We start from the raw sequence: 21,451 nt of genomic DNA on the forward strand, positions 1-21,451 counted from the left end.
TATAACAATAGCGCGGTATAATCGCCGCGCATTCAGGCCGGAATTTCTATGATGTTAACCCTCGGACTTATTATTAATCCTTATGCCGGTATCGGTGGCGCCGTTGGCCTTAAGGGCAGTGACGGCGCGGACATCGTTGCCGAAGCTCTGGCCCGTGGCGCTGAGCGTAAAGCTGTATTACGTGCCCGTCAGGCGCTGGATGTTTTGACGGCATTAAAAGAGCGCTGCCATTTTCTGACTTGTCCCGGAGAAATGGGGGCCGATCTGCTGACAGAACTCGGATTTTCTTACCGTTTAATCGATGCAGATATTCCGGACGCAAATACCAGTGCCGAACATACCCGCCTGGCGGCGGCCGCAATGCTGGAGAATAACGTCGATTTACTGTTATTCGCCGGTGGCGATGGCACCGCCCGCGATATCTGTGCGGTTATTGGTGATACCTTACCTGTACTCGGTATTCCGGCTGGCGTGAAAATTCATTCGGCTGTTTATGGTATTACTCCGGCGGCTTCCGGTGAGGTGGTGCGCAGTCTGCTGGAAGGCGGGCTAGTGGATATTAAAGAAGCTGAAGTGCGTGATCTGGATGAAGAAGCTTTCCGCAATAATCAGGTACGTGCACGGCATTACGGTGAAATGCGTGTGCCTCAGGCCGGGCATTTTGTGCAGGCGGTAAAGCAGGGCGGCGTTGAGGTGGAAGAGCTGGTGCTGGCTGATATTGCGGCCTTTATCTGTGCCGATATGGATGATGATGTGTTGTATCTGGTTGGCTCAGGCAAAACCACGCAAGCGGTGATGGATGAACTGGGGCTAGAGAATACTTTGCTGGGTGTGGATGCTGTTTATAACCGGGAACAGATTGGTAAGGATTTAACCGCGGCAGAAATACTTGGGCTGTTGGCAGAATATCCGCAGGCTCAGGCGATTGTCAGTGTGATGGGCGGTCAGGGACATATTTTCGGCCGGGGTAATCAGCAGTTCAGCCCGGAGATTTTGCGTTTACTGGGTAAGAAGAATATCCGTCTGATTTCAACCAAAACAAAAATCAGTGCACTGAATGGCCGGCCATTAATTATGGACAGTGGCGACCCTCAACTGGATAAAGACTGGGCCGGGACCGTTGAAATTACCACCGGTTATCGTGATCAGATTGTTCATACCTTGATTTAATCTGAATACTATGAAGACATAAAAAAAACCGGCGTTGACCGGTTTTTTTATTGTTCTCCTGGGGGAGGATTGAATCATCAGTTGACGACAAATTTCTCCACTGTCTGATTCAGACGCGCTGCCAGTTCTGCCAGTGCTGCACTGGCCAAGGCCGCCTGAGACGCCTGCTCATGGCTGGTACTGGCCAACTCATTAACACGTACGACGTTGCGGTTAATCTCTTCGGCGGCATAGCTTTGCTCTTCGGCTGCAGTGGCGATCTGGGTGTTCAGGTCGTTGATGCTGCTGATGTTGCTGTAAATCACCTGCAGAGCTTCACTGGCTTCACTTACGCGGGCGATACCGGTTTCGGCGCGGTCACGGGATTTCAGCACGGTGTTGACCACTTCAGCGGTTCCTTTATTAAATTCGTTGATGGTTGCCCGAATAGACTCAGTGGATTCCTGAGTTCGGCTGGCCAATGTCCGCACTTCATCGGCAACCACGGCAAAGCCACGTCCCTGCTCGCCGGCACGTGCGGCCTCAATGGCAGCGTTCAGAGCCAGCAGATTTGTTTGTTCGGCAATGGCACTGATTTCACCCAGAATCGCGCCGATACTTTCACTGTCTTTCTGCAGTTTTTCGATGGCCTTAGTGGCCTCCAGAATTTCACTGTTGAGGGTTTCAATTTCGTGGCGGGCTTCATCCGAAATACTTTTTCCGCGACTGACCTCGCGATGTACTTCGTTGACGGCACTGGCTGCCTGATTAGCATTGCCGGCAATGTTCTGAATAGTTGAGGTCATTTCGGTCATGGCAGTAACCGCCTGGGCAACTTCTTCCTGTTGCTGATTGCTGGCATCGCCGACTTCACGGGTAATGGCTGACATCTCTTCCGATGCGGAGGCTACTTCGGTTGCACCGGATTTTACCTGCTCAACGGTTTCGCGCAGTGTGGCAATTAAAGCGTCAAAGGCATGAGATAAAATACCAATCTCATCACCAGAGCGGTGACCGATTAATTGGGTCAGGTCGAGGTCGCGGGCAATGCGCTGAATTTTGCCGGTAATATTCTGCACAGGCTGGTAAATCGCACGGGATACCAGAAAGGTCAGGGTTGCAACCACGGCGAAGGTTAACAGGATGCTCAGCGTGAGGGTTGTATATACCCGCTGAGTCATGGTTTCCATTTCACCGGTGATGTAGACCGTCAGCTCATCAAAAATGGTTTCGGTTTTATGGATGGTGCTGCGCATCTCGCCGCGCAGACCTTCTTTTTCGTTTAATCCCATCAGCTGCTCTTTATTGAACAGTGTGGTGAACTGATCCTGGTAACTCCTGAGTTCCTGCTGAACCTGACTGTTACCGGCCAGACTGCTGCGTTCCAGCGCTTGACTGAAATCGTTAATACCCGCTTTGAATTTATCCATATAGGATGGGTCGCTACGCAACATAAAATCTTTTTCATGGCGGCGCAGCATCAGCATGTAATAAAGCAGCTCATAGTCTTCGGAAGATTTTGCCGAGGTTTCGATATCATGTACGGCTTTGCGCAGGCCGCCATACAGACCGCTTTTAGGGTCCAGACCGATTTCCTGCTGAGCAGCGGCAAGGGTATCAAATATCTTGCGGTAACCATTCACCTGGGTGCTCAGTTGCTGGACCTGAGTGGTATTCAGACCCAGTCCCCGCATGTGGCTGTTCAGTTTCGTGATGTCATCCTGAGTTTTGTCTGCGACGGTGCCGAACTGCTGGACATACTTCATATCCTTGCGTGCCAGAAAGTCCTTTTCATTACGGCGCAGCAGCAGAATATCGCCACTCACCGTTTGCTGTTGATACAGCACATCAGATAAAGCACCAAGGCGGGAAAACTGCTGTACGCTCAGTGCTGATGTAATTATCAGGCCAAGAACAACCAGCACCAGAATCATGCTGTGTTTACTTTTAATGCTGAAATTGTCAATAACCATGGGGTTAACCTTTATGTAGCTATGACAGAAGACTAGAACAACTGCCGTAGGGCGCCAGTTGTATGCGGTATATGGCAGGTTTTGGCTGCGTATCGCTGTTTCCGGTGTAGCCATTGGCATGGCAAGTCCTAGGGAGTACGGATATATCCCTGCTAATTTAATACGTAAGTACCATAATAAAAAATAACAGGGCCTTACCATGTCGATTATTACTCACGCCAGCCGCTACCGGCGCACCGGTTTTTGTATTCTTTCTGCTTTGACACTGCTCCCCCTGCAGGCTGTTGCTTTGCACAGCATTCCTGCTGCAGATGAGGTGCTTATCAGAGAAAAAGTCGTTGCCGGTCAACAGGATAAGGTCTTTGCCGCTGCCTCTGGCCGCGAGCTTGGATTCCGTGGCTTCAACGTATCCGGTGAAGTGAAGCTGGCAGAATCGGGCTTTAAAGCCTTTAAAAACAGTGAAGATGCGCAGGTCAGTCTGGGCTTACTGAAGGACAAAACCGGTGCCAATCTGATTCGCTACACCCTGGCATGGGAAGGTGTGCAACCGCAGCCGGGGCAGGTGGATGAAGATTATCTGGCGGCGGTCAGCCAGCAGATTGCCATCGCAGCGGACCTCGGACTGTATGTGCTGTTGGATTATCACTCGGATTTATACAGCCGCCATACCTTTACGGCCGATTCCGGCGATACCGGTAATGGTGCGCCGCGCTGGGCGGTAAGCGATGTTTACGGCAAGGATGATTGTGGTCTGCCCTGTCAGCTGACCTGGGCTGCGCACAAGCAATCCGATTCGGCGGTACGTAATGCCATGCGTGGTTTCTGGGCTGACCACTGGGCGCTGAATCAGGATCTGGCCGATATTGAACTCTATCTGCCTGCGTTGGATCAGTGTGTGGATATTGCTGGTGGTCAGGCCGGGAATTCGGTCACCGTTGGCGGCTGGAGCTGTCATGGCGGTGCTAATCAGCGCTGGCATTATCGGCAGGATGGCACCTTACGCAGCCTTGCGGACACGGGCCAGTGTCTGGATGTAGCCGGTGCCAAAACCGCAGCGGGTACCGATATTCAGGTGTATCAATGCAACGGCAGCAGCGCGCAGCAATTTATGGCGGATGCTTATGGCCGCGTACACGCTGTGCTGGACCTGAATAAATGCCTGAGCCTGAATAACGGTAATGTGCAGCTGGATGAGTGTGTGGCAGCCAGTCAGGTTACAGACAGCCATCAGCAGTTTCAGCTGCGTGATGCCGCCACCGGCCTCTCTCTTATGCCGCAACTGGATTTTGTCCAGAGCCAGTTTGTCTGGCAGCTGGGGGAAATGCTGAATTATCTGCAGACACATCTAACAGCCGCACAGCGGGCGATGATTATTGGCGTTGATCCGGTTAATGAGCCCTTTGACGGTGGCATCGGCAATATGAGCTATGCCGACTGGGATAATGAGGTGCTGTGGCCATTTTATCAGCGTGTGCGTGCAGAAATGGATCAGCGCGGCTGGAGTAATACCCCGGTGTTTGCCGAGCCGATGGTGTTCTGGAGTTCTATTGCCGGAGCCGTTGCACCGGCAACTGGTGGCCATCACTTAACCTATCAGCCCGGTGATGGCTTTGTTTTTAACAGCCATTTTTATGATCAGGCCCGTATGGGCGTTAATGATTTAACCGTGGCGCGTAATGGCAGCTATTTTTCCAATATTGACCAGATCCGTGACGAAACCCGTTATCTGAATATTACGCCGTTTTTATCGGAGTTCGGTATGTGGCTGGACGGTTGGGGACATACCGATACCGAGCGGGTGGTGAATGCCACCTATCAGGGAATGGAAAGCTCAGATCGCGTTTCCGGTAAAGACCGGTATGTGGATTTTTATACGCCTCTGATCAGCGGTACTCAATGGCAGTGGGACTATTATTACGACAACCATCAGGAATTACAGAACGGTAATCCTCAGCGCGTAATGACCGACGATGATGCCTGGAATGGCGAGAATTTTTCCGTCATCCGTGATTATGGCCAGAACTACAATATTAATGCCGAACTGGTACAGCGTGCTTATCCGCGTGCATTGCAGGGGGATCTTCTGCATTTCAGTTACGAAGGCCGGGTACCGGATCGTGCCGGCGACCGGATGAACTACCACAGTATCCGTGTTTCTTTACCGCCGTTATTTTCTGAACGTGAATTTCTGCGCAATACCGAATTTTCTTTTGCTGCCTGGCGCGGACGTTTAAGCGATGCGCCGACGGAAATTTACTGGCCACGGCATTTGGCAAAAGAACAACTTACTGTAATTACCGATGCCGGTATTTTTCCGGCCGCGACATTATCGGCTGCGGTAACACAGCAAGCGGATGAAGTGGTTATGATTTCTGATCGCGGGGCTGGCACTGGCCAGCGGGTATTCATCTGGGATGATGTCACGGAAGGAGAAAATTCTGACAGTCTGCATTTTGCCCTGTTAATTCATGGGGATGCCGGGCTCAGTGGCGAAGAACTGGCGGATTTACAGGCGGGTATCCGCTATCAGTTAGCGCAGGGAAAAAGCCCGGTGTATCTCACCGGCAGCATGACGCATTCCGGCTATAGCGCCGACAAAGGAACTGCGGCCAATGGTTTTTCGCTGATTAATGCCCGTTCAGGCTTATGTCTGGATGTTGCCGGGGCACGCAGTTGGAACGGCACAAATGTGCAGTCCTATCCATGTAATGGCAGCAATGCCCAGCGCTGGTTTTACGATGCCAACAGTGGCTATCTGAAATCGGCACTCGGCAATAAATGTTTAGATCATGGAGGCCAGTTACGTGATAACGGTAAAGCTGTGATCTGGGACTGTGTAAACAGCGATAACCTGCGCTGGAACCTTCAGCCGGATGCTCAGGGTTATCAGCTGATTCCGCGCTCATCGGATGCTTATGCTCTGGATGCCTATGGCACTGAGGACAGCTCTAATGTGGGTCTCTGGTCACGTCATCAGGGGGCACAACAACGCTGGAAAATGCAGTTCTGAACTCTTTTTTGTGGGGCCATAAATAATAATTAAAAAATAAACTTATAAATAAAAACCACAAAAATGGAATAACTCATCATGACTTCTGCGTTACACAGATCCCGGATGCCGCATGGCTCCGGGAGGCGGCGAAAGCCGCTGCTTAAAGCTTTGTTTCCCGTTACAACCTTGCTGCTTGGCAGTGCACTGACACAGCCGCTGCTGGCTATGAGTGATACTCCGCCAGCGGAATCGCCTGCCGGATTAGCTCAGCCCGGTCCCGGACTCGGAAATCTGAGTTACAGCAGCAGTGAATTATTCACGCCGGTATCCTGGATTAATCAGGACAGTGGTGTTCCGCCGACCTACGCCTTCCGCAAAGCTTATGGTGCTAACGTCGGCATGATGGTGGACGGGTATTTTCTGACGTTATTTGCGCCGGACAGCGGCTGGGGACCGGGTGGCTTCCTGCTGTACGACGTGTCCGATCCGCGCAATATCCAGCTGGTAAAACGTATTTATGAACCGGAAGGGCGTACCGGCGAATTCCGCGAAGCCCATGCCTTTGGTCTGACTAAAATTAATGACCGCCGTTATGTCAGCGTGCAGACCATTAAAGGCATCGAAATATGGGATTTCACCGACCTTAACGACCCGCAGCAGGTCAGCAAGCTGGTTCTGCCAGGAGTGAATTCCGGTGACTATACCGCCGTTGCCTGGCAGCAGTGGTGGCAGGCACCTTACCTCTATGTTGCCGCTTCGGATCAGGGTGTTTTTATTGTTGATGCCAGCGATCCGGCCAACCCTGTTATTGCTAACCGTGGCAACGGCCGGCCGAACCCGGTACCGCCGGCTGAGCTGGGAGGTTCGCGCGTCGGGCCGATCTTTACGCTGGGCAACCAGATGGTGGTCACCAGCATGGATCAGCGCGATGGCTTTGCCAGCCTGGATATTTCCGATCCGCTCAATCCGCGTTTACTCGACCGCACCCCGGATTTACCGCAGGGCTATTACGCCACCTGTTTCGATGGCAATAAAGTGCATGCCTCGGTGCGTGGCGCCGGCGCTTATATGGTCAGTTATGACCTGAGTAATCCGGGTAAATTTGTACTGGAAAGCAACAGCCTGCAGATTGATGAGCAGCTGTATTGCGGCGTTCAGGACAACCACGTGTTTCAGGGGATAGAACACGCGGTGCATAAAGTGGATATCAGTAACCCGTTTAATTACACCGATATTGGTCATGGCTCCTTACCGGTCGCCAATGCCGATCATGGTCAGGTCGCGCCCTTTGGTAACCTGGTGTTTATCGGTAACGATCACGGCACCGGTAATGCCTTTATGGTGCACGATATTCACCCGGATACGACGGCTCCCTGGGTGAAGCAGGTGTCGCCACGTCCGGGAGCACTGAATCAGGCGCTGACCAGCCGTATTGGTATTGCCTTTGCCGACTCCGTCGATTTTGAAAGCATCAGTGCCGCGACCATTCAGCTGCGTCCTGTCACTGAGCCCGGTTCGGCACCGCTGGCCGGTACGTACAGTGCCTGGCTGGGACTGGTGAATTTCACCCCGGCACAGCCTTTGGCGCCCAACACCGAATATGAACTGCGGGTCAGCGGCGTAAAAGACTATGCCGGTAATGCCCTGAGCAGTCTGTATATCAGCCGCTTTACCACCGGCAGCGCGACCAATGCCAGCCTGGCTTACCACTGGCCGCTGGATGGTAATGGCCGTGATGAGGCCGGTGGCAACCACGGCGAGCTCAGCAGCGGTCAGTTCAGCGAAGGTGGTCTGGCGCTGAATGCGGCGGGTCAGCTCAGTCTCGATGACGATGTTTCGGGCATTCTGGGCGGTTCGGCCACGGTGTCGTTTTATTTAAAAACCACGCAAAGCGGCAGCAATAACGCCTGGCAGGCGCCGGGATTATTTGGCCGTGATAATGAGAACGGTACCGAAGACGTATTCTGGGGCTGGCTCGACAGCAACGGCCGCTTGCGTCTGAGTGCCGGTAACGACAGCGGTATCAGCACACCACAGGCTGTTAATAACGGTGAATGGCGGCATGTTGTGCTCAGCCGTAATTCCGCCGACGGTGCACTGAGTATCTGGCTGAACGGTGAGCGTGTTGCCAGTGGCAGTGCCCGCGCCGGTATTCTTGGCGGCGCCTGGTATAACAGCTATCAGACCTTAGGCCGCATTCTGCAGCAGGGACAGGCGCTGCAGGGCGTTATTGACGATGTACGGGTGTACAACCGGGTGTTATCCGATAACGAAATCCAGACGCTGGCCGCCACCCCGGTACTCAGTATCAACGCCGATACCCGCGAGATGCAGCAGCAGGTGAACACCGCTGGCAGCTTCCGGGTGGATATCCGTGGCAGTGAAAACGCGTTAATCAGCTGGAATTTTGGCGATGGTACGGTGACGCCGTTCAGCAGCGCCAACCCGGTCAGTCACCAGTACAGTACGCCGGGTCACTACCGGGTGATTGTGACTATTCAGACGCCGGAGGGCGAACAAACCCAAAGCTTCGAGCATACGGTGACTTATCCGCTGACACCTCAGGCTCCGGCGAATTCAACCCCGGTCACTGGCGATGGCCAGCAGGTGTATAACGTCAATCCGGATAACGGCACTGTGACCGCCATTAATGCCAGCTCCCTCAATAAAGTCTGGGAAGTGGCTGTGGGGCGCGATCCGAAAACCCTGGCCATCGGTCCGAACGGCTGGATCTGGGTAGCGGTGCAGGCTGACGATCTGCTGCTGGCACTGGACAGCGCCGGGCAAGTCCGCAAGCGTGTTGCCTTACCTTATGGCGACGGCCCTTACGGCATTGTCTTTACTCCGGATCAGAGTCTGGGTCTGGTAACACTGCAGAACCGTGGTCAGTTACTCAGCTTTGACCCTTATAGCGGTGCCGAACTGAACCGCGTTGCGGTGAATCCGGATGCCCGTGGTCTGGCGGTGGATGCCGACAGTGAACGGGCCTACGTGACCCGTATGCGCACAGCGATCAGTAATAACGGCACCGGTGGTGCTGAAATCAGTGTGGTGAACCTGGGCAGTATGACGGCAGAAAACAGCATTCTGCTGGCCAACGACACCAGCACCACCGACGCCGAAGACCGTGGCCGTGGTGTGCCGAACTATCTGCATCAGGTGGTGATTTCGCCGGACGGCCGCCGGGCCTGGGTGCCGTCAACCAAGGTGAATATCGAGCGTGGGCCGGTGCGTGATGGCCGGCCGCTGAGCCATGACAGTACCGTACGCACGGTGGTAAACCAGATTGACCTGAGCAGCGGCAGCGAGCTGTTTGCCGAACAGATCGACTTTAACGACCGCGATTCCGCTCATGCGCTGGCGTTCTCACCGCAGGGGGATTACGTGCTGGTGGCGCTGCAGGGCTCGAACACCGTTGAAATTGTCGATGCCTACAGCGGTGCAGTGCGTGGTGCGCTGAATCAGAGTGGTCTGGCGCCTCAGGGCGTGTATATCGATGCTGAGCGTCAGCGCGCCTTTATTTACAACTTCACCAGCCGCTCGGTCAGTGTGTTTGATCTGAAGGATGTGCTGGCATCGGTCAGCTTTGCGCCGGCAAAGGTTGCCGATATCATGGTGGTAGCCAACGAAAAACTGGAAGATTCGGTGCTGCGCGGCAAGCAGATTTTCTATAACGCCCGTGATCTGCGTATGAGCCGCGATGGTTACATGGCCTGTGCCAGCTGCCATATCGAAGGTCTGGATGACGGTGTGGTATGGGACTTTACCGACCGTGGTGAAGGTCTGCGTAATACCATCAGCCTGAAAGGACGTATGGGTCTGGGCCATGGCCGGGTGCACTGGACGGCGAATTTCGATGAAATTCAGGATTTCGAAAATGATATCCGCTACGCCTTTGGCGGTACCGGCTTCCTCGCGGATGCTGACTTTAACGCAACGCAGGCGCCACTGGGTGCGGCCAAGGCTGGCAAAAGCACTGATCTCGATGCGCTGGCCGCTTATGTCGCCTCGCTCGAAAACTACGAACGCAGCCCGTACCGCAGCGAAAACGGCAAACTGACGGCGGCAGCACAGAGTGGTGAAGCCCTGTTCGGTGAGGTTGGTTGTGCCGGCTGTCACAGCGGCGATACCAAGCGTGACGGACAGCGTCACGATGTCGGTACCATTCTGCCGGACTCCGGTCTGGGCCAGAATCAACCGCTGGCGGGAGTCGGCTTTGATACCCCAACGTTGCACGGCGTCTGGCGTACCGCGCCGTACTTCCATAATGGTCAGCTGCCGACCCTGGAAGCCGTGCTGGCATCCGGACACGGTGCCAACCGCAGCCTGAACAGTGCTGAGCAGACCCAGTTGCTGGCTTATGTACGCTCGCTCGATGGTGCTGAGAAACAGTACTTCCGCATGCAGATGCGTGACTGGGATGAATGCTGGGTGGCCGAAGGTGTGGGTGATGATGCCAACATTGGCCGTTACCAGTGCGGTGACTGGAACGATCAGTGGTGGTATCAGGATCTGCTCGGTCGCTTCCATCCGAAACGGGCCGAACACTATTGTGCCAAAGGTCAGGCCGCTGACGGTGGCTGGTTCTCGCTGTGGAAGTGTAATAACAACGCCGATCAGCAATGGCAGACCGACGGTTACCTGATCCGCCTTAAAGCTGATCCGGGTAAAGTGGTTGATGCTCATCAGGGTCAGTTGCGTGAAGTAAATATGTGGAGTGAAAACGGCAACAACAACCAGTTCTGGCAGAAGAACCCGTCTGACTTCCGGCATTTACGCCATGGCAGTGGTTTGTGTCTGACGGCTGTTGCGGTGCAGCAGGACAGTGGTCTGGTACTCAGTGAGTGCCGTGTGGATGAGAAACAGCAATGGCGTGAAGACAGCGCCGGTCGTTTCCATCTGCTCGCTAATCCGAATCTGTGTCTGGATTATAAAGGGCAGACGCAGGACAACGGTGCGCTGGTTCTCTGGGCCTGTAACGGTGACTGGAATCAGCAGTTTATCCGTGACGGAGCACAGCTGACGACCCGCCGTAATACGGCCTTTGCTGTTGAATCAGCCGAAAATGTCAGCGGTGCCTCTGTGCGTATCTGGTCGCGTGATCATTTACCGCAGCAGCAATGGGTCAGTGAATAAGCAATACTGCGCTGAGTAAAATTTGCAGTCAGTCTGGTAAATTACCGGGCTGACTGCGGGTTTAAGCAAGGCTGTGTTGAATAAAAATTGAGGAACAGCACGCTGTACGTTTCTATTACATAAAAGTTACAAATTCTAAGAGGATTGATAACATTGTTATTAATCCTTTTTTTATATAGGGGTATAAAATTCTTTTTTATTTTTGTGGAATGCATGGTTTATGAAGTGCGAGTTTTGCCATCAGTCGGCATTAGCCGGAAAACCCATCACGGTTTCCGGAATCGGTATTGCACACCAGTCCTGTTATGAGCGTCATCTGATTGAACAACGTGTGTTTAAATCTCTGAATCTGCGTCAGCTGAATGCAACGGAATTGAATGAGCTGCAGGATCTGGTGCAGATTGAAGTTAATTCCCGTCAGTCGATTCATACCGAAATCGAACTCTGGTAGCCGCCCAGCAATTTGCCGGATAAAAAGCAACGACCTCTATGCCTCTTGGGCAATGTTTTATTCGGCGTATACTGATGCCATTACTAAAGATAGGGATACTGTCATGGCACAACCATCGGCTCATTTTAATCTGCCCACCAAACTGCTGCACTGGGGGTCTGCCCTGCTGATTTTTGCTCTCCTGGCGATTGGTATATTGCTGGAGGAATTACCCCGCGGGCCGGAAAAACTGCAGCTCGTTGGCCTGCATAAATCCTTTGGCGTAGTGGTGCTTATTCTGCTGATTATCCGCATACCGGTACGCCTTAATAATCCGGTTGCCCCGTTGGCTGGTATACCAAGGGCGGATGTGATTAAAGCCAAAGCCGTACAGGGACTGCTTTATCTGTGCATGCTGCTGATGCCTGTCAGTGGCATTCTGATGAGTCAGAGTGCCGGATATCCGGTTGCGCTGTTTGGTCTGGAGTTACCCACTCTGATAGGTAAGAGTCACGATATGCATGAATTCTCTGAAGGTGTACACGGCCTGACAGCCTGGGCTCTGCTGATCTTACTGGTAGCTCATATCGGAGCGGCGCTGTATCACCACGTCAAGCTGAAAGACGACACGCTGAAACGCATGAGTCTGAAAAAATAACCAAACCAGCTCAGCATAAAAAAAACCGGCAATACGCCGGTTTTTTTGTCCGTTACGATCAGACCGAGCCAGCTCAGAACGGGCTCATCACCAGAACCACATCGGCATCGCTGATGGTCAGGGATTTCAGCATCATCCGCGCCATGGCTTCCGTCATATCCTGATCGCTCAGGGTGTAGACCGGCTGCTTGGTCAGCGCCGGGGTCAGCGCCTTCTGCGCCAGTGATATCAGCTGTGGCTGCAGCGCCGGGGCCAGGCCATCAATATCAAGCTGGCGGATGACCGGTTCTTCAATAAAAAAGCTGTAGCTGGCTTTGTCGTAGCGGATTTTGCCTTCCACGGTCAGCTGGCCATTGCTTTGCAAACCAATGCTGGTGGCAATAACGGCGTTGGTCTGCAGGCTCAGGCGGTTACCGCTGGGCAGCAGATCAAGCTTTGGATTACTCAGCGTTAACGTCACCATGCCCTGACTTTGTGTCAGGGGCATCTGGCTGTCTAACTGCTGCTGCAGTTGCTGTTCCGTGAGGCGTACTTCATAGGCCTGTGCGGCAAGACTGAACAGCAGCAGGCTGCTGGTGCAGAGTGTGGTTAATAATTTCACAGATGCTCCTTAACCGCCTTCTGCTGGCTCAGATTGCGGATTTTTTTGTTGGTCTGCCACTTCCAGAAAGCGGCCAGCAGAGAACCGCTGATGTTGTGCCAGACGCTGAACAGTGCGCCGGGCAGTGCGGCCATCGGGCCGTAAAATTTCAGTGCGAGCGCGACGCCCAGACCGGAATTCTGCATCCCGACTTCCAGCGCAATGGTGCGTGCTTCCACTTCGGTATGACCATTCCAGCGCGCGATGCCATATGCCGCGGCCAGACCCAGCAGGTTATGCAGCATCACCGCCACAACGGCGAGTGCTCCCATGGTGGCAATCTCGTCAGCATTCAGGGCAACGATGATGGCAATAATGGCGAGAATAAAGGCACTGGCAATATCCGGCAGGTGGCTGTTCAGGCTGCGTCCGACCTGGGGAAGAAAACGGTTGCACAACAGGCCACCGGCAATCGGTAGCAGCACAATCTGAGCGATGCTGATGATCATCGCCTGGGTATCCACGGCAATTTCAGCGGACGAATAAAAGGCAACCAGCCATGGCGTCAGCACCACGCCCCACAGGGTGGAGATCAGCGTCATGCTGACCGACAGCGCCACATCGCCGCCGGCCAGATAGGTCATCACGTTGGAGGCGGTGCCGCCGGCACAGGCGCCGACAATGATCAGGCCAATCGCCAGCTCTGGCGGCAGTTGCAGCAGCTGTACCAACAGCCAGGCGATCAATGGCATTAAGGTAAACTGCAGCAACACTCCCAGAGCGATAGGCTGTGGTTTATTCCAGACGCGGCGAAAATCCGCCCAGCGCAGGGTCAGGCCCATACAGAACATAACGATGGTCAGCAGCGGCACAATGGCGTCTTTCAGCCCCAGCAATGGCTGCGGTTCATACCAGGCGAGGGCGCTGACGGCGATGGCCAGCAGGGGGAAATAACGGTTAACAGAAAACATAGAAGCCTCCGGAAGCAGAGCGCTATGTTACCTCAGTGACGCCTGCGGCGCAGTGCTGAGCGTTGGTGTATCGTCATCGCTTATCCGTTGTCTGGTATTTCACGCCGCTGGCGGGAATAATTCACCCGGTTGTAAATTCGATCAATAACGGAGTCATCATGGAATTACGTTTTGCCGACCTTAACCCTGTTGAGAGTTATCACCTGCTGATTCAGACCGTTTTGCCGCGTCCGATCGCCTGGATTCTGAGCGCAAATGACGATGGCTCATCCTATAACCTGGCACCGTTTTCGTTCTTCGCGCCGGTCTGTGCCAACCCGCCCACCTTTGTGGTTTCTGTGGGTAAAAAGCCCGGCGGCGGCGAAAAAGATACCTTTACCAATCTGGCCCGTGATGGTCGTTGTGTGCTGCACATCGCATCGGTTGAACAATTACAGGCACTGAACGCCAGCTCGGCAACGCTGGCCTATGGCGACAGTGAGGTCGAGCGTTCTGCTCTGGCACTGGAAGCTTTTTCCGGATCAGCCCTGCCGCGCCTCAGTCAGGCGCCGGTTGCTTTTGCCTGCACTCTGCAACAGCAGGTGGATGTCGGACCGGGTGGGCAGCATGTGCTGTTTTTACAGGCCGAGGCGGCGTATCTGGCGGACGATATTGTGCTCAGCAAAGAGCCGCGCCTGCAGATAGGGGCTGCGGAGCTGAACCCGCTGGCGCGTCTGGGCGGCAGTGAATATGCCGCGCTGGGTGAGTTGTTTAATCTGCCGCGGCCGGAATAAATACGCTGGCACAAAACAGCGTCGTAATAAAAAACGCCCGGAAATTCCGGGCGCAGCGGCGACTCAGCCTTTATTCAGAAAGCGGATAATGGCGCGGGTAACCGCCCGTGGCAGCAGCTGGCTGGCGGCGTAGGTCAGGGCAAATTGCAGACTGACGGCGCGGTGGGTCTTAGGCTGTTCTATCTGCTGCAGAATGGTCCGGGCGACATCCTCGGCGTTCAGATGCACACCGAGTTTATCCAGCACCGGGGCGCCGGAGGCCTGTTCATTCAGCATCGGTGTGCTGACAAAAGGCGGCATCACATCGCAGACACGGATGCCGTACTCTTCCCATTCCAGCTCCAGCGCTTCGGTCAGGCCGCTGATGGCAAATTTGGAGGCGGAATAACTGGCCAGCCGCGGAATGCCATAGGTCGCCGAGGCAGAACTCATATTGATCACCTGAGCGCCGCTGGTATGACGCAGGTAAGGGAAGGCGGCCTGACAGCAGTGGATAGTGCCCATCACGTTGATATCGAAAATCTGCTGGTGGCGCTGGCTGCTGACGTCTTCAAAACGGTCAATCTGCAGAATGCCGGCGGAGTTGAACAGCAGGCGCAGCTGTTTGTCATGCTGCGCGGCAAACTCACCGATCACCGCGGCACACTGCTCTGGTTTGGTCACATCGAGGGCGTAGCAGCGTACGCGCTGCTCATCCCAGCCCAGGGTCATTTCCTTTAATGCCTGTTCGTTAATATCCGCCAGACCCAGACTCCAGCCCTGAGCGTACAGGGTTTCGGCTGTGGCGCGGCCAATGCCGGAGGCGGCACCGGTGATAAAGGCATTTTTCATCATGTGGCTTTACTCGGTAAAAAGAACCAGAGTGTCAGACTCGCGATTATCGTCCGACAGGTAAAGGGTAAAGTACGCCAGACATAAAAAAGCCCGCAATGTCACAGATCATGGCGGGCTTTTAAATCAGTAAAGGCTTACTGAGCGCTGTCTGCCAGACCGGCAGGCTGCAGCGTAAAGCGTGACAGCTGTTCGCGTTGCAGGCTGTCGAGCGCTGGCCAGTCCTGTACTGCACCGCCCTGGGTCAGCAGCAGCCAGGGCTTGCCGCGTTCCAGAATGGCATTCTGGTAGAGAGCACGGACTTCGTCCTGGCTCAGGGTTTTCACCTCGGCGGCAATGGCTTCGTTGGTATCGAAGCTGTAGCGCTGTACTTCAATATCACGCCAGAAGCGGGCGACTTTTTCCGCCATATTTTTCGGCTTCTCCAGCAACAGTGTGCTCAGGCCCTGACGGTAGGAGTTAAATTCTTCCTCCGACATGCTGCCCAGCTGCTGTTCGAAGTTGCTGAAAAAGCTCAGGCTGCTGTCGAGAATTGCCTGTGGAGACGCTTCCGGTGACTGCACGATAAAGGCCAGGCCCGGAATGGTCTGCTGCGGGAATGGCGTGGCAAACACGATATAACCCAGCTGCTGTTCGGTGCGCATGGTCTGGTAGTAAGGCGCACTGAGAATCTGACCCAGCAGCGCGTAGCGTGCACGGTTGCGGTCGCTGCCTTCCTGGCCCTGCACGTAGAGCACGATGGCGGTGTCCTGGTGATCCAGTGTCAGGTTTTTCTGGTACTGGCCGGCCGGAATCTGCAGCAGTTGTGGCAGAGCGACCTGAGCGGCTTTGGCCGGATACTGAGCGTCAACAATGGCGGCCAGCTCCTGTGCCTGAGCTTTGCTCAGCTGACCATGAACATACATCTGCACGGCCAGTTCGTTGCTGAAGGTGGTGGCGTATTGCATAACGTCTTCACGGCTGACTGCGGCCAGTGCCTGCAGCAGATCGGCCTGATCGAAGCTTGGTTCGTACAGCCAGTTTTTCAGCACCGCCAGTTCACGTTCAAACGGCTTGTTCTTCAGCTGATTTTCCAGGGTACGCTGCAGCGAGGCTTTGTAGCGGCCGAAGTCTTCTTCACCCAGGTTGATGCTGTTCATTTCGCTGAGAACGCGCTTCAGCAGTTCCGGCAGCTTGTGCTGATAACCACCCAGTGCCAGTTCCAGACCTCGGCCGGAGGCATTGAGGCTGTAATTCAGACCAGCCAGATAGGCCGGATAGCTGTAGGTGTTCAGCGCTTCGTTAACGGTGCGGCTGTACAGCTGCGCCAGTACCCGCTGACGCGCGGAATTCTGTACGCTGGCCTGTTGCAGCTGCACCATCACCCGGGCTTTCGGCATGGCGAATTCATGCTCCGGGTAATACCACAGCAGACGGCCGGGTTCGCTGATCAGTTTTTCCGGAGTCGCCTGAGTGCTGTCTGCGTGCAGGGTAAAGTCGGTCGGAATAAACGGATTCGGTGCCGGCAGGGTCAGGCTTGCCAGACCCTCGGTGGTCACCGCATCGGCGCGATAATCGCCGGGACGGATGCGGATTGCGGTGCCGTACCATGGGTCGATGGTTTCGGTGGCAATCTGTGGGGCGATCAGGGTGCGCAGCATGTTGCTGGCGGATAACGCATCCAGATAAGGCTGCAGCTGTTGCTGGCTGATTGGCTGCCAGCGGTAATCGCCGTAGATAATGTCTTCCGCCGGATACACCAGCATATTGCTGCTCAGGCGTACCACGTAATCACTGATGCGGCTCTGTTCCTGGAAGCGGAATGACAGGTCGCTCAGTTGCTGCTGCTCGGTAAGCAGGTATTGCGGCAGCGGCTGTTGCTTCAGCAGGTCGATGTAATGCATCAGCGCCTGGGTAATGTTTTCGGTATACAGCAGGCCCAGTTTGGTCAGCTGAATCTGCACCACCAGTGTGGTTTCGTCCTGAGTGCTGAGTGAGCGACCGGCGCTCAGACCTTCGGCCCAGCCTTTCTCTTTCAGGAACGCCAGCAGGCTGCCTTCACCTTCGTGGCCGATCAGGTTTGACAGAATCTGTACCGGTTTATAGGCATACAGCGACTGGGTTTCCGGCATCGGGAAGGTGAACTGCAGGCGGCGGATTTCTTTCACCGGCTCAATGTTCATATCCAGTGGCAACTGGCCCTGAATAAACAGGGGCGGATTAGCAACATGAGCTACGGTCTGACGCTTTGGCACTGCAGAAAAATGACTTTTTGCCCAGGCTTCCAGCTGATCCAGCTCGTATTTACCAGCCAGTACCAGAGTCATGCGATCGGCAGAGTAGTGGCTGTTGTAGAAGGCCAGTAACTCGTCGCGGGTTTTGCTGTCAGGATGGTCGGACAGGGTATCGAGATTACCGGTGGCAAAGGATGCGTATGGGTGATCCGGATTCATCGCCTGTTTTTCGGCGGAATAAATACGGCGGAAATCGTCTTTCAGCTTGGAGCTGTATTCGGCATGAACGGCGTTTTTCTCACGCTCAACGTAGGCTTCATCGAAGGTTGGCGAGATAAAAAACGGCGCGAAACGATCCAGTGCACCGCTTAAGGCTTTGTTATCGATATCGAAAAAATACGTGGTCTGGCTGTGGGCAGTAAAGGCGTTATGGCTGCCGCCATGACGGCTGATATAAGCCTGATATTCACCGGCTTCCGGGTAAGGCTCGGTACCGAGGAACAGCATGTGCTCAAGGAAGTGAGCCAGGCCTTCACGGCCTTTGGGGTCATCGCCACTGCCGGCATCGACGCTGACGGCGGCAGCGGCTTTGTCGGCATTGGGGGTATTGACCAGCAGCACTTTCATACCGTTATCCAGAGTCAGATAACGGTAATTAAAAGTGTCAGCCGGGCTGACGATCAGTTCGGGTCCGGCGGAAAACTTAATCATAGAAAATACGATTGCGCCCAGTACGATGAATAAAAACGTCCAATAACGTGGCGATAACATGCCTGCTCCCTAGTGTGCAGTTCCGTTGTAATGAATGATGGCCTGCGCATCCGCCAGAGTATGGCGTTGCGGATCCAGCTGTTGAATCTGGTTGAGACGGTGCTTGCTGTCTTCGAGTTCCGCAACCAACAGGGCAAACTGACTTTCGAAGGCGTTATCGATAACAGAATACAGCTCTTTGACCGGGTCTTCGGCGCTGGCACCGGCTGGGGTACGCAGGGCTTTCAGGCAGGCGAGGGCAATCTGGTGGTAGGCTTGATCTTTATTCACAACGGGCTCCTTTTAACAGGAGCCTATCATAACCCAAGGAGCCTCTGAATAACCCGCTACCCACACGGGATTGCAGAAAAGTTCTGCATCATTCAGCCCAGTTCGGCGCTGGGCGAGAACCATTGCAGCTGGTCGGCGCTCAGCTCGCGCGATAATACCGATCCGGATAACCAGTCGACATTACTCTGATGGGCCGAAGCCAGGGCTTCGGTATTATCCATTCCGGGAGCGTAAATGATCAGCTCATGATCGTGAATGCGCTGCAACAGACGGCGGCTCTGTGGCAGCGACTTACTGTTGCGCATATGAATGAGGAATTCCGGAGCCAGACTGACGCCCTGAATCGGCAATGACAGTATCTGGCGGGAGTTGAGGAAGCTGCGGCCGAAGTTGGCAATAAACAGCTGACACTGCTGGGTGCGCAGTTCGTCACGCCAGTTAAGATCGGCTTCATCCTGGCTGAGAATGCAGTCTTCGCCGAGGATGATATGGCATTGCAGGGGCAGCCGCTGACGGGCTTCAGCAAGGGCTTTGACAAAGGCCCTGACACTGGCTGGCGGTTGCTCAGCTGCAGGCATAATAATGTGCAGTTCATGATCAAAGTGTTGCTGCCAGATATTGCCGATGGCTCTGAACCAGGCAACCCAGCCGGATTCATTGTAGGTACTGGCTTCCGGAGCCTGCAGTGCAGTCAGTGTTCCCTGCTGGTTAAAGACCGGCAGAGCCCGGAATTGGCTGCTGGCGTGATGTTGATCCGCAACCGGTGTGGTTGTGGTCGTACGCGGTTGTTCTTTTCCGCTGGTCGCCGGCAGGCCCAGGCGGCGGCGCAGCCAGTCATCCCAGTGAGCGATGCCTGCGGGTTTCTGTTCGATGCTGATCTGTGGTTGCAGCAGAATTGGTTGTCCCTGAAAGCTGACGCTCTCATTAAAATCCTGCTGAATATTCTGGCTCAGCCGTTCAATCTGTTCCGCAGATACCGACGCCGGCAGCAGAATCAGAAAGGTATGTGGTTGTGGTGAGTAAATCTCGTAAAGGTCATCTGTTGCGGCTTGCAGGCGCTCGTAGCAGATGGATGACAGATCTTTATGGCTTACTTCTTCTGGCAGCGCGACCACCATCAGCTGTGGCTCGGTACGGGCATCGTCTGCCGCCTGTTGCAGGCGTTGCAGGTGGTGCTCGCCGGAGTAGCGCTGCAGCTCGTCTTTAAGATCGCGTTGCGGAGACTGGTCGGACGTCACAAAGTTGCAGGAGCACAACCGGTACTGGCTGCCTAACGGGGTGATTGCCATCCAGGCTGGCAGGTTCAGCTGCCGTGGGCCGGTAAGGTTGAAGTGGCCAAGCCAGGTCTGCTGCTGTTCTACCTGACGGGTTACGTCGGTTTCCAGTGTCACGGGCATCGAGGACAGCGCATGGGCAAAGAGATTAATACCCAGCAGATCGCTTTCTTCGCATTGCAGGGCCTCGCACAGTAACGGGCTGGCCATGCGTACAATCCAGTTGTTGTCAGTCAGCAGCATTGCCTGTTCTGTCTGTACCGCCTGACTGACCTGTTGCAGGTTTTTCAGTAAATCGTGCTGCTTCAGACCTTCTTTGATATCGATACCGAGTAACAGGTTGTCCCAGGGTTTGGCGACAAAACGGTGAACATCGCCTTGCTGCCAGGCGCTGCGCAGGGCGCTGTAATCAACCTGGCCAGACAGCAGCAGGCGATAGGTGGCGGGAGAAATTTCACGTGCTTTCCGGCACAGGGTCAGGCCATCCATTCCCGGCATTTTGTAATCGGTGATCAGCAATTCAATGTCATAGCGCTGCAGGATGGCAAGGGCTTCATCGCCACTGCTGGCCTCGTGGATATGAAAGGGCTCTGCACGCAGCATACGGCGGATGGCCTGAATAATGCCGGCCTCATCATCGACGAGTAAGACGTTCCTTTGCATTCTTTTTCTCCTGGCGGTTTAACATGGCCTGAGTCTGTCCTGAGCCAAAGCTACTGTAGCATCCTGCTTCTGCTTTATGTATGGCTCTGCCCGGGGTGAGGCAGGGGAATGTCGCAATTTGCTCATTTCTCCTTGCATTGGCGAAAGGCTATCTATACTGAAACCAGTGTAGTTGCTGACTTGAGATAATGCTGTGAGGGAAAAACAGGCCTTAACAACCGGAGAAGTGGCGAAATACTGCGGCGTGAATTTCCGTACCGTTATTCGCTGGATCGAACGCGGTCACCTGGATGCCTACAAGCTGCCGGGGCGCGGAGATAACCGTATTCCGGTGAGCAGTTTTATTACGTTTCTGCAGGACAATAATATGCCGGTGCCCGGTGATTTATCGCTGGGAGTAAGAACGCTGGTGTTATTGGCTGATGCAGAGGATTTTTCCGCCGATGTGGCTTCTTTTGTCCGGCGTGCAGGCTGGGAGCCGTTGGTGACCACCGACCCGATTCAGTTTGGTTTCCTGATTGCCGAACATCAGCCGGGAGCCATTGCTGTAAATTCTGCAGCTGCTCAGGATTCGGTTGCCCGCCTTATGCGCGACAGTGAATCCCGTGAAACCCTGTATCTGCTGATCAGTCGCCACGAACCGGAGAAACCGGCAAAGGATGGCTGGCTGAGCTACCAGTGGCCCAGGGATCAGCAAGCTCTGTTGGCATTTCTGACGGGTGACGCTGCTGCATAGTGAAGCTCTGGGTCACAAAGGACTGAGACCT

Annotated in this window: 14 protein-coding genes; 7 read left to right on the top strand and 7 right to left on the bottom strand. The window is 54.5% G+C overall.

Annotated elements, in window-relative coordinates; all coding sequences use genetic code 11:
* The first annotated feature begins 48 nt into the window (after positions 1-48).
* On the top strand, positions 49-1,170 hold the full coding sequence (locus tag HUF18_RS07100; RefSeq protein ID WP_342453563.1) for an ATP-NAD kinase family protein: 1,122 nt from the start codon (positions 49-51) through the stop codon (positions 1,168-1,170).
* Positions 1,171-1,247: 77 nt separating this feature from the next.
* Here HUF18_RS07100 and HUF18_RS07105 read toward each other — a convergent pair whose 3' ends face one another.
* Positions 1,248-3,122 carry a methyl-accepting chemotaxis protein gene (locus HUF18_RS07105; protein ID WP_225691662.1) on the bottom strand — a complete coding sequence of 625 codons (1,875 nt, stop codon included), beginning with the start codon at positions 3,120-3,122 and terminating at the stop codon, positions 1,248-1,250.
* Positions 3,123-3,321: 199 nt separating this feature from the next.
* Here HUF18_RS07105 and HUF18_RS07110 point away from each other — a divergent pair, with 199 nt between their 5' ends.
* The 4 genes from HUF18_RS07110 to HUF18_RS07125 all read left to right on the top strand — a co-directional run bounded on the left by HUF18_RS07110 (position 3,322) and on the right by HUF18_RS07125 (position 12,338).
* Positions 3,322-6,132, top strand: coding sequence for a ricin-type beta-trefoil lectin domain protein (locus HUF18_RS07110; protein ID WP_225691663.1), 2,811 nt, complete (start codon positions 3,322-3,324; stop codon positions 6,130-6,132).
* A gap of 207 nt (positions 6,133-6,339) precedes the next feature.
* Positions 6,340-11,250 (top strand): ricin-type beta-trefoil lectin domain protein, encoded by a 4,911-nt coding sequence (locus tag HUF18_RS07115; RefSeq protein WP_225691664.1) that lies wholly within the window; start codon positions 6,340-6,342, stop codon positions 11,248-11,250.
* A 220-nt stretch (positions 11,251-11,470) separates the two neighbouring features.
* On the top strand, positions 11,471-11,701 hold the full coding sequence (locus tag HUF18_RS07120; RefSeq protein WP_145469345.1) for a DUF2175 domain-containing protein: 231 nt from the start codon (positions 11,471-11,473) through the stop codon (positions 11,699-11,701).
* Positions 11,702-11,804: 103 nt separating this feature from the next.
* Entirely contained in the window at positions 11,805-12,338 is a 534-nt protein-coding gene (locus HUF18_RS07125; RefSeq protein WP_225691665.1) for a cytochrome b, read from the top strand.
* Positions 12,339-12,411: 73 nt separating this feature from the next.
* On the opposite strand, the gene HUF18_RS07130 is transcribed toward HUF18_RS07125, so the two are convergent.
* Both HUF18_RS07130 and HUF18_RS07135 read right to left on the bottom strand, forming a co-directional pair.
* Complete coding sequence (locus HUF18_RS07130; protein WP_225691666.1) at positions 12,412-12,939, bottom strand: DUF1439 domain-containing protein; 528 nt, start codon at positions 12,937-12,939, stop codon at positions 12,412-12,414.
* The gene (locus HUF18_RS07135; RefSeq protein WP_145469348.1) at positions 12,936-13,889 is read right to left on the bottom strand and encodes a bile acid:sodium symporter family protein; all 954 of its coding nucleotides are present in this window, start codon (positions 13,887-13,889) and stop codon (positions 12,936-12,938) included. The genes HUF18_RS07130 and HUF18_RS07135 overlap by 4 nt, the downstream gene beginning before the upstream one ends.
* A gap of 158 nt (positions 13,890-14,047) precedes the next feature.
* On the opposite strand from HUF18_RS07135, the gene HUF18_RS07140 reads away from it, so the two are divergent.
* Positions 14,048-14,662 (top strand): flavin reductase family protein, encoded by a 615-nt coding sequence (locus tag HUF18_RS07140; protein WP_225691667.1) that lies wholly within the window; start codon positions 14,048-14,050, stop codon positions 14,660-14,662.
* Positions 14,663-14,725: 63 nt separating this feature from the next.
* On the opposite strand, the gene HUF18_RS07145 is transcribed toward HUF18_RS07140, so the two are convergent.
* From HUF18_RS07145 to HUF18_RS07160, 4 genes are all read right to left on the bottom strand, one after another.
* Positions 14,726-15,496, bottom strand: a complete 771-nt coding sequence (locus tag HUF18_RS07145; protein ID WP_225691668.1) for an SDR family oxidoreductase — start codon at positions 15,494-15,496, stop codon at positions 14,726-14,728.
* Between the two features lie 134 nt (positions 15,497-15,630).
* Positions 15,631-18,477 carry an insulinase family protein gene (locus HUF18_RS07150; protein ID WP_225691669.1) on the bottom strand — a complete coding sequence of 949 codons (2,847 nt, stop codon included), beginning with the start codon at positions 18,475-18,477 and terminating at the stop codon, positions 15,631-15,633.
* A gap of 9 nt (positions 18,478-18,486) precedes the next feature.
* Positions 18,487-18,747: a hypothetical protein gene (locus HUF18_RS07155; protein ID WP_145469351.1), complete on the bottom strand. Its 261-nt coding sequence runs from the start codon at positions 18,745-18,747 to the stop codon at positions 18,487-18,489.
* 92 nt (positions 18,748-18,839) lie between these two features.
* Entirely contained in the window at positions 18,840-20,684 is a 1,845-nt protein-coding gene (locus HUF18_RS07160) for an EAL domain-containing response regulator (protein ID WP_225691670.1), read from the bottom strand.
* A 193-nt stretch (positions 20,685-20,877) separates the two neighbouring features.
* Between HUF18_RS07160 and HUF18_RS07165 the strand changes: the two genes are divergently transcribed.
* Positions 20,878-21,420: a helix-turn-helix domain-containing protein gene (locus HUF18_RS07165; RefSeq protein WP_145469353.1), complete on the top strand. Its 543-nt coding sequence runs from the start codon at positions 20,878-20,880 to the stop codon at positions 21,418-21,420.
* The last annotated feature ends 31 nt before the right edge of the window (positions 21,421-21,451 follow it).

Source organism: Thalassolituus sp. ST750PaO-4, assembly GCF_020320405.1.
Taxonomy (GTDB): domain Bacteria; phylum Pseudomonadota; class Gammaproteobacteria; order Pseudomonadales; family Oceanobacteraceae; genus Venatoribacter; species Venatoribacter alkanivorans.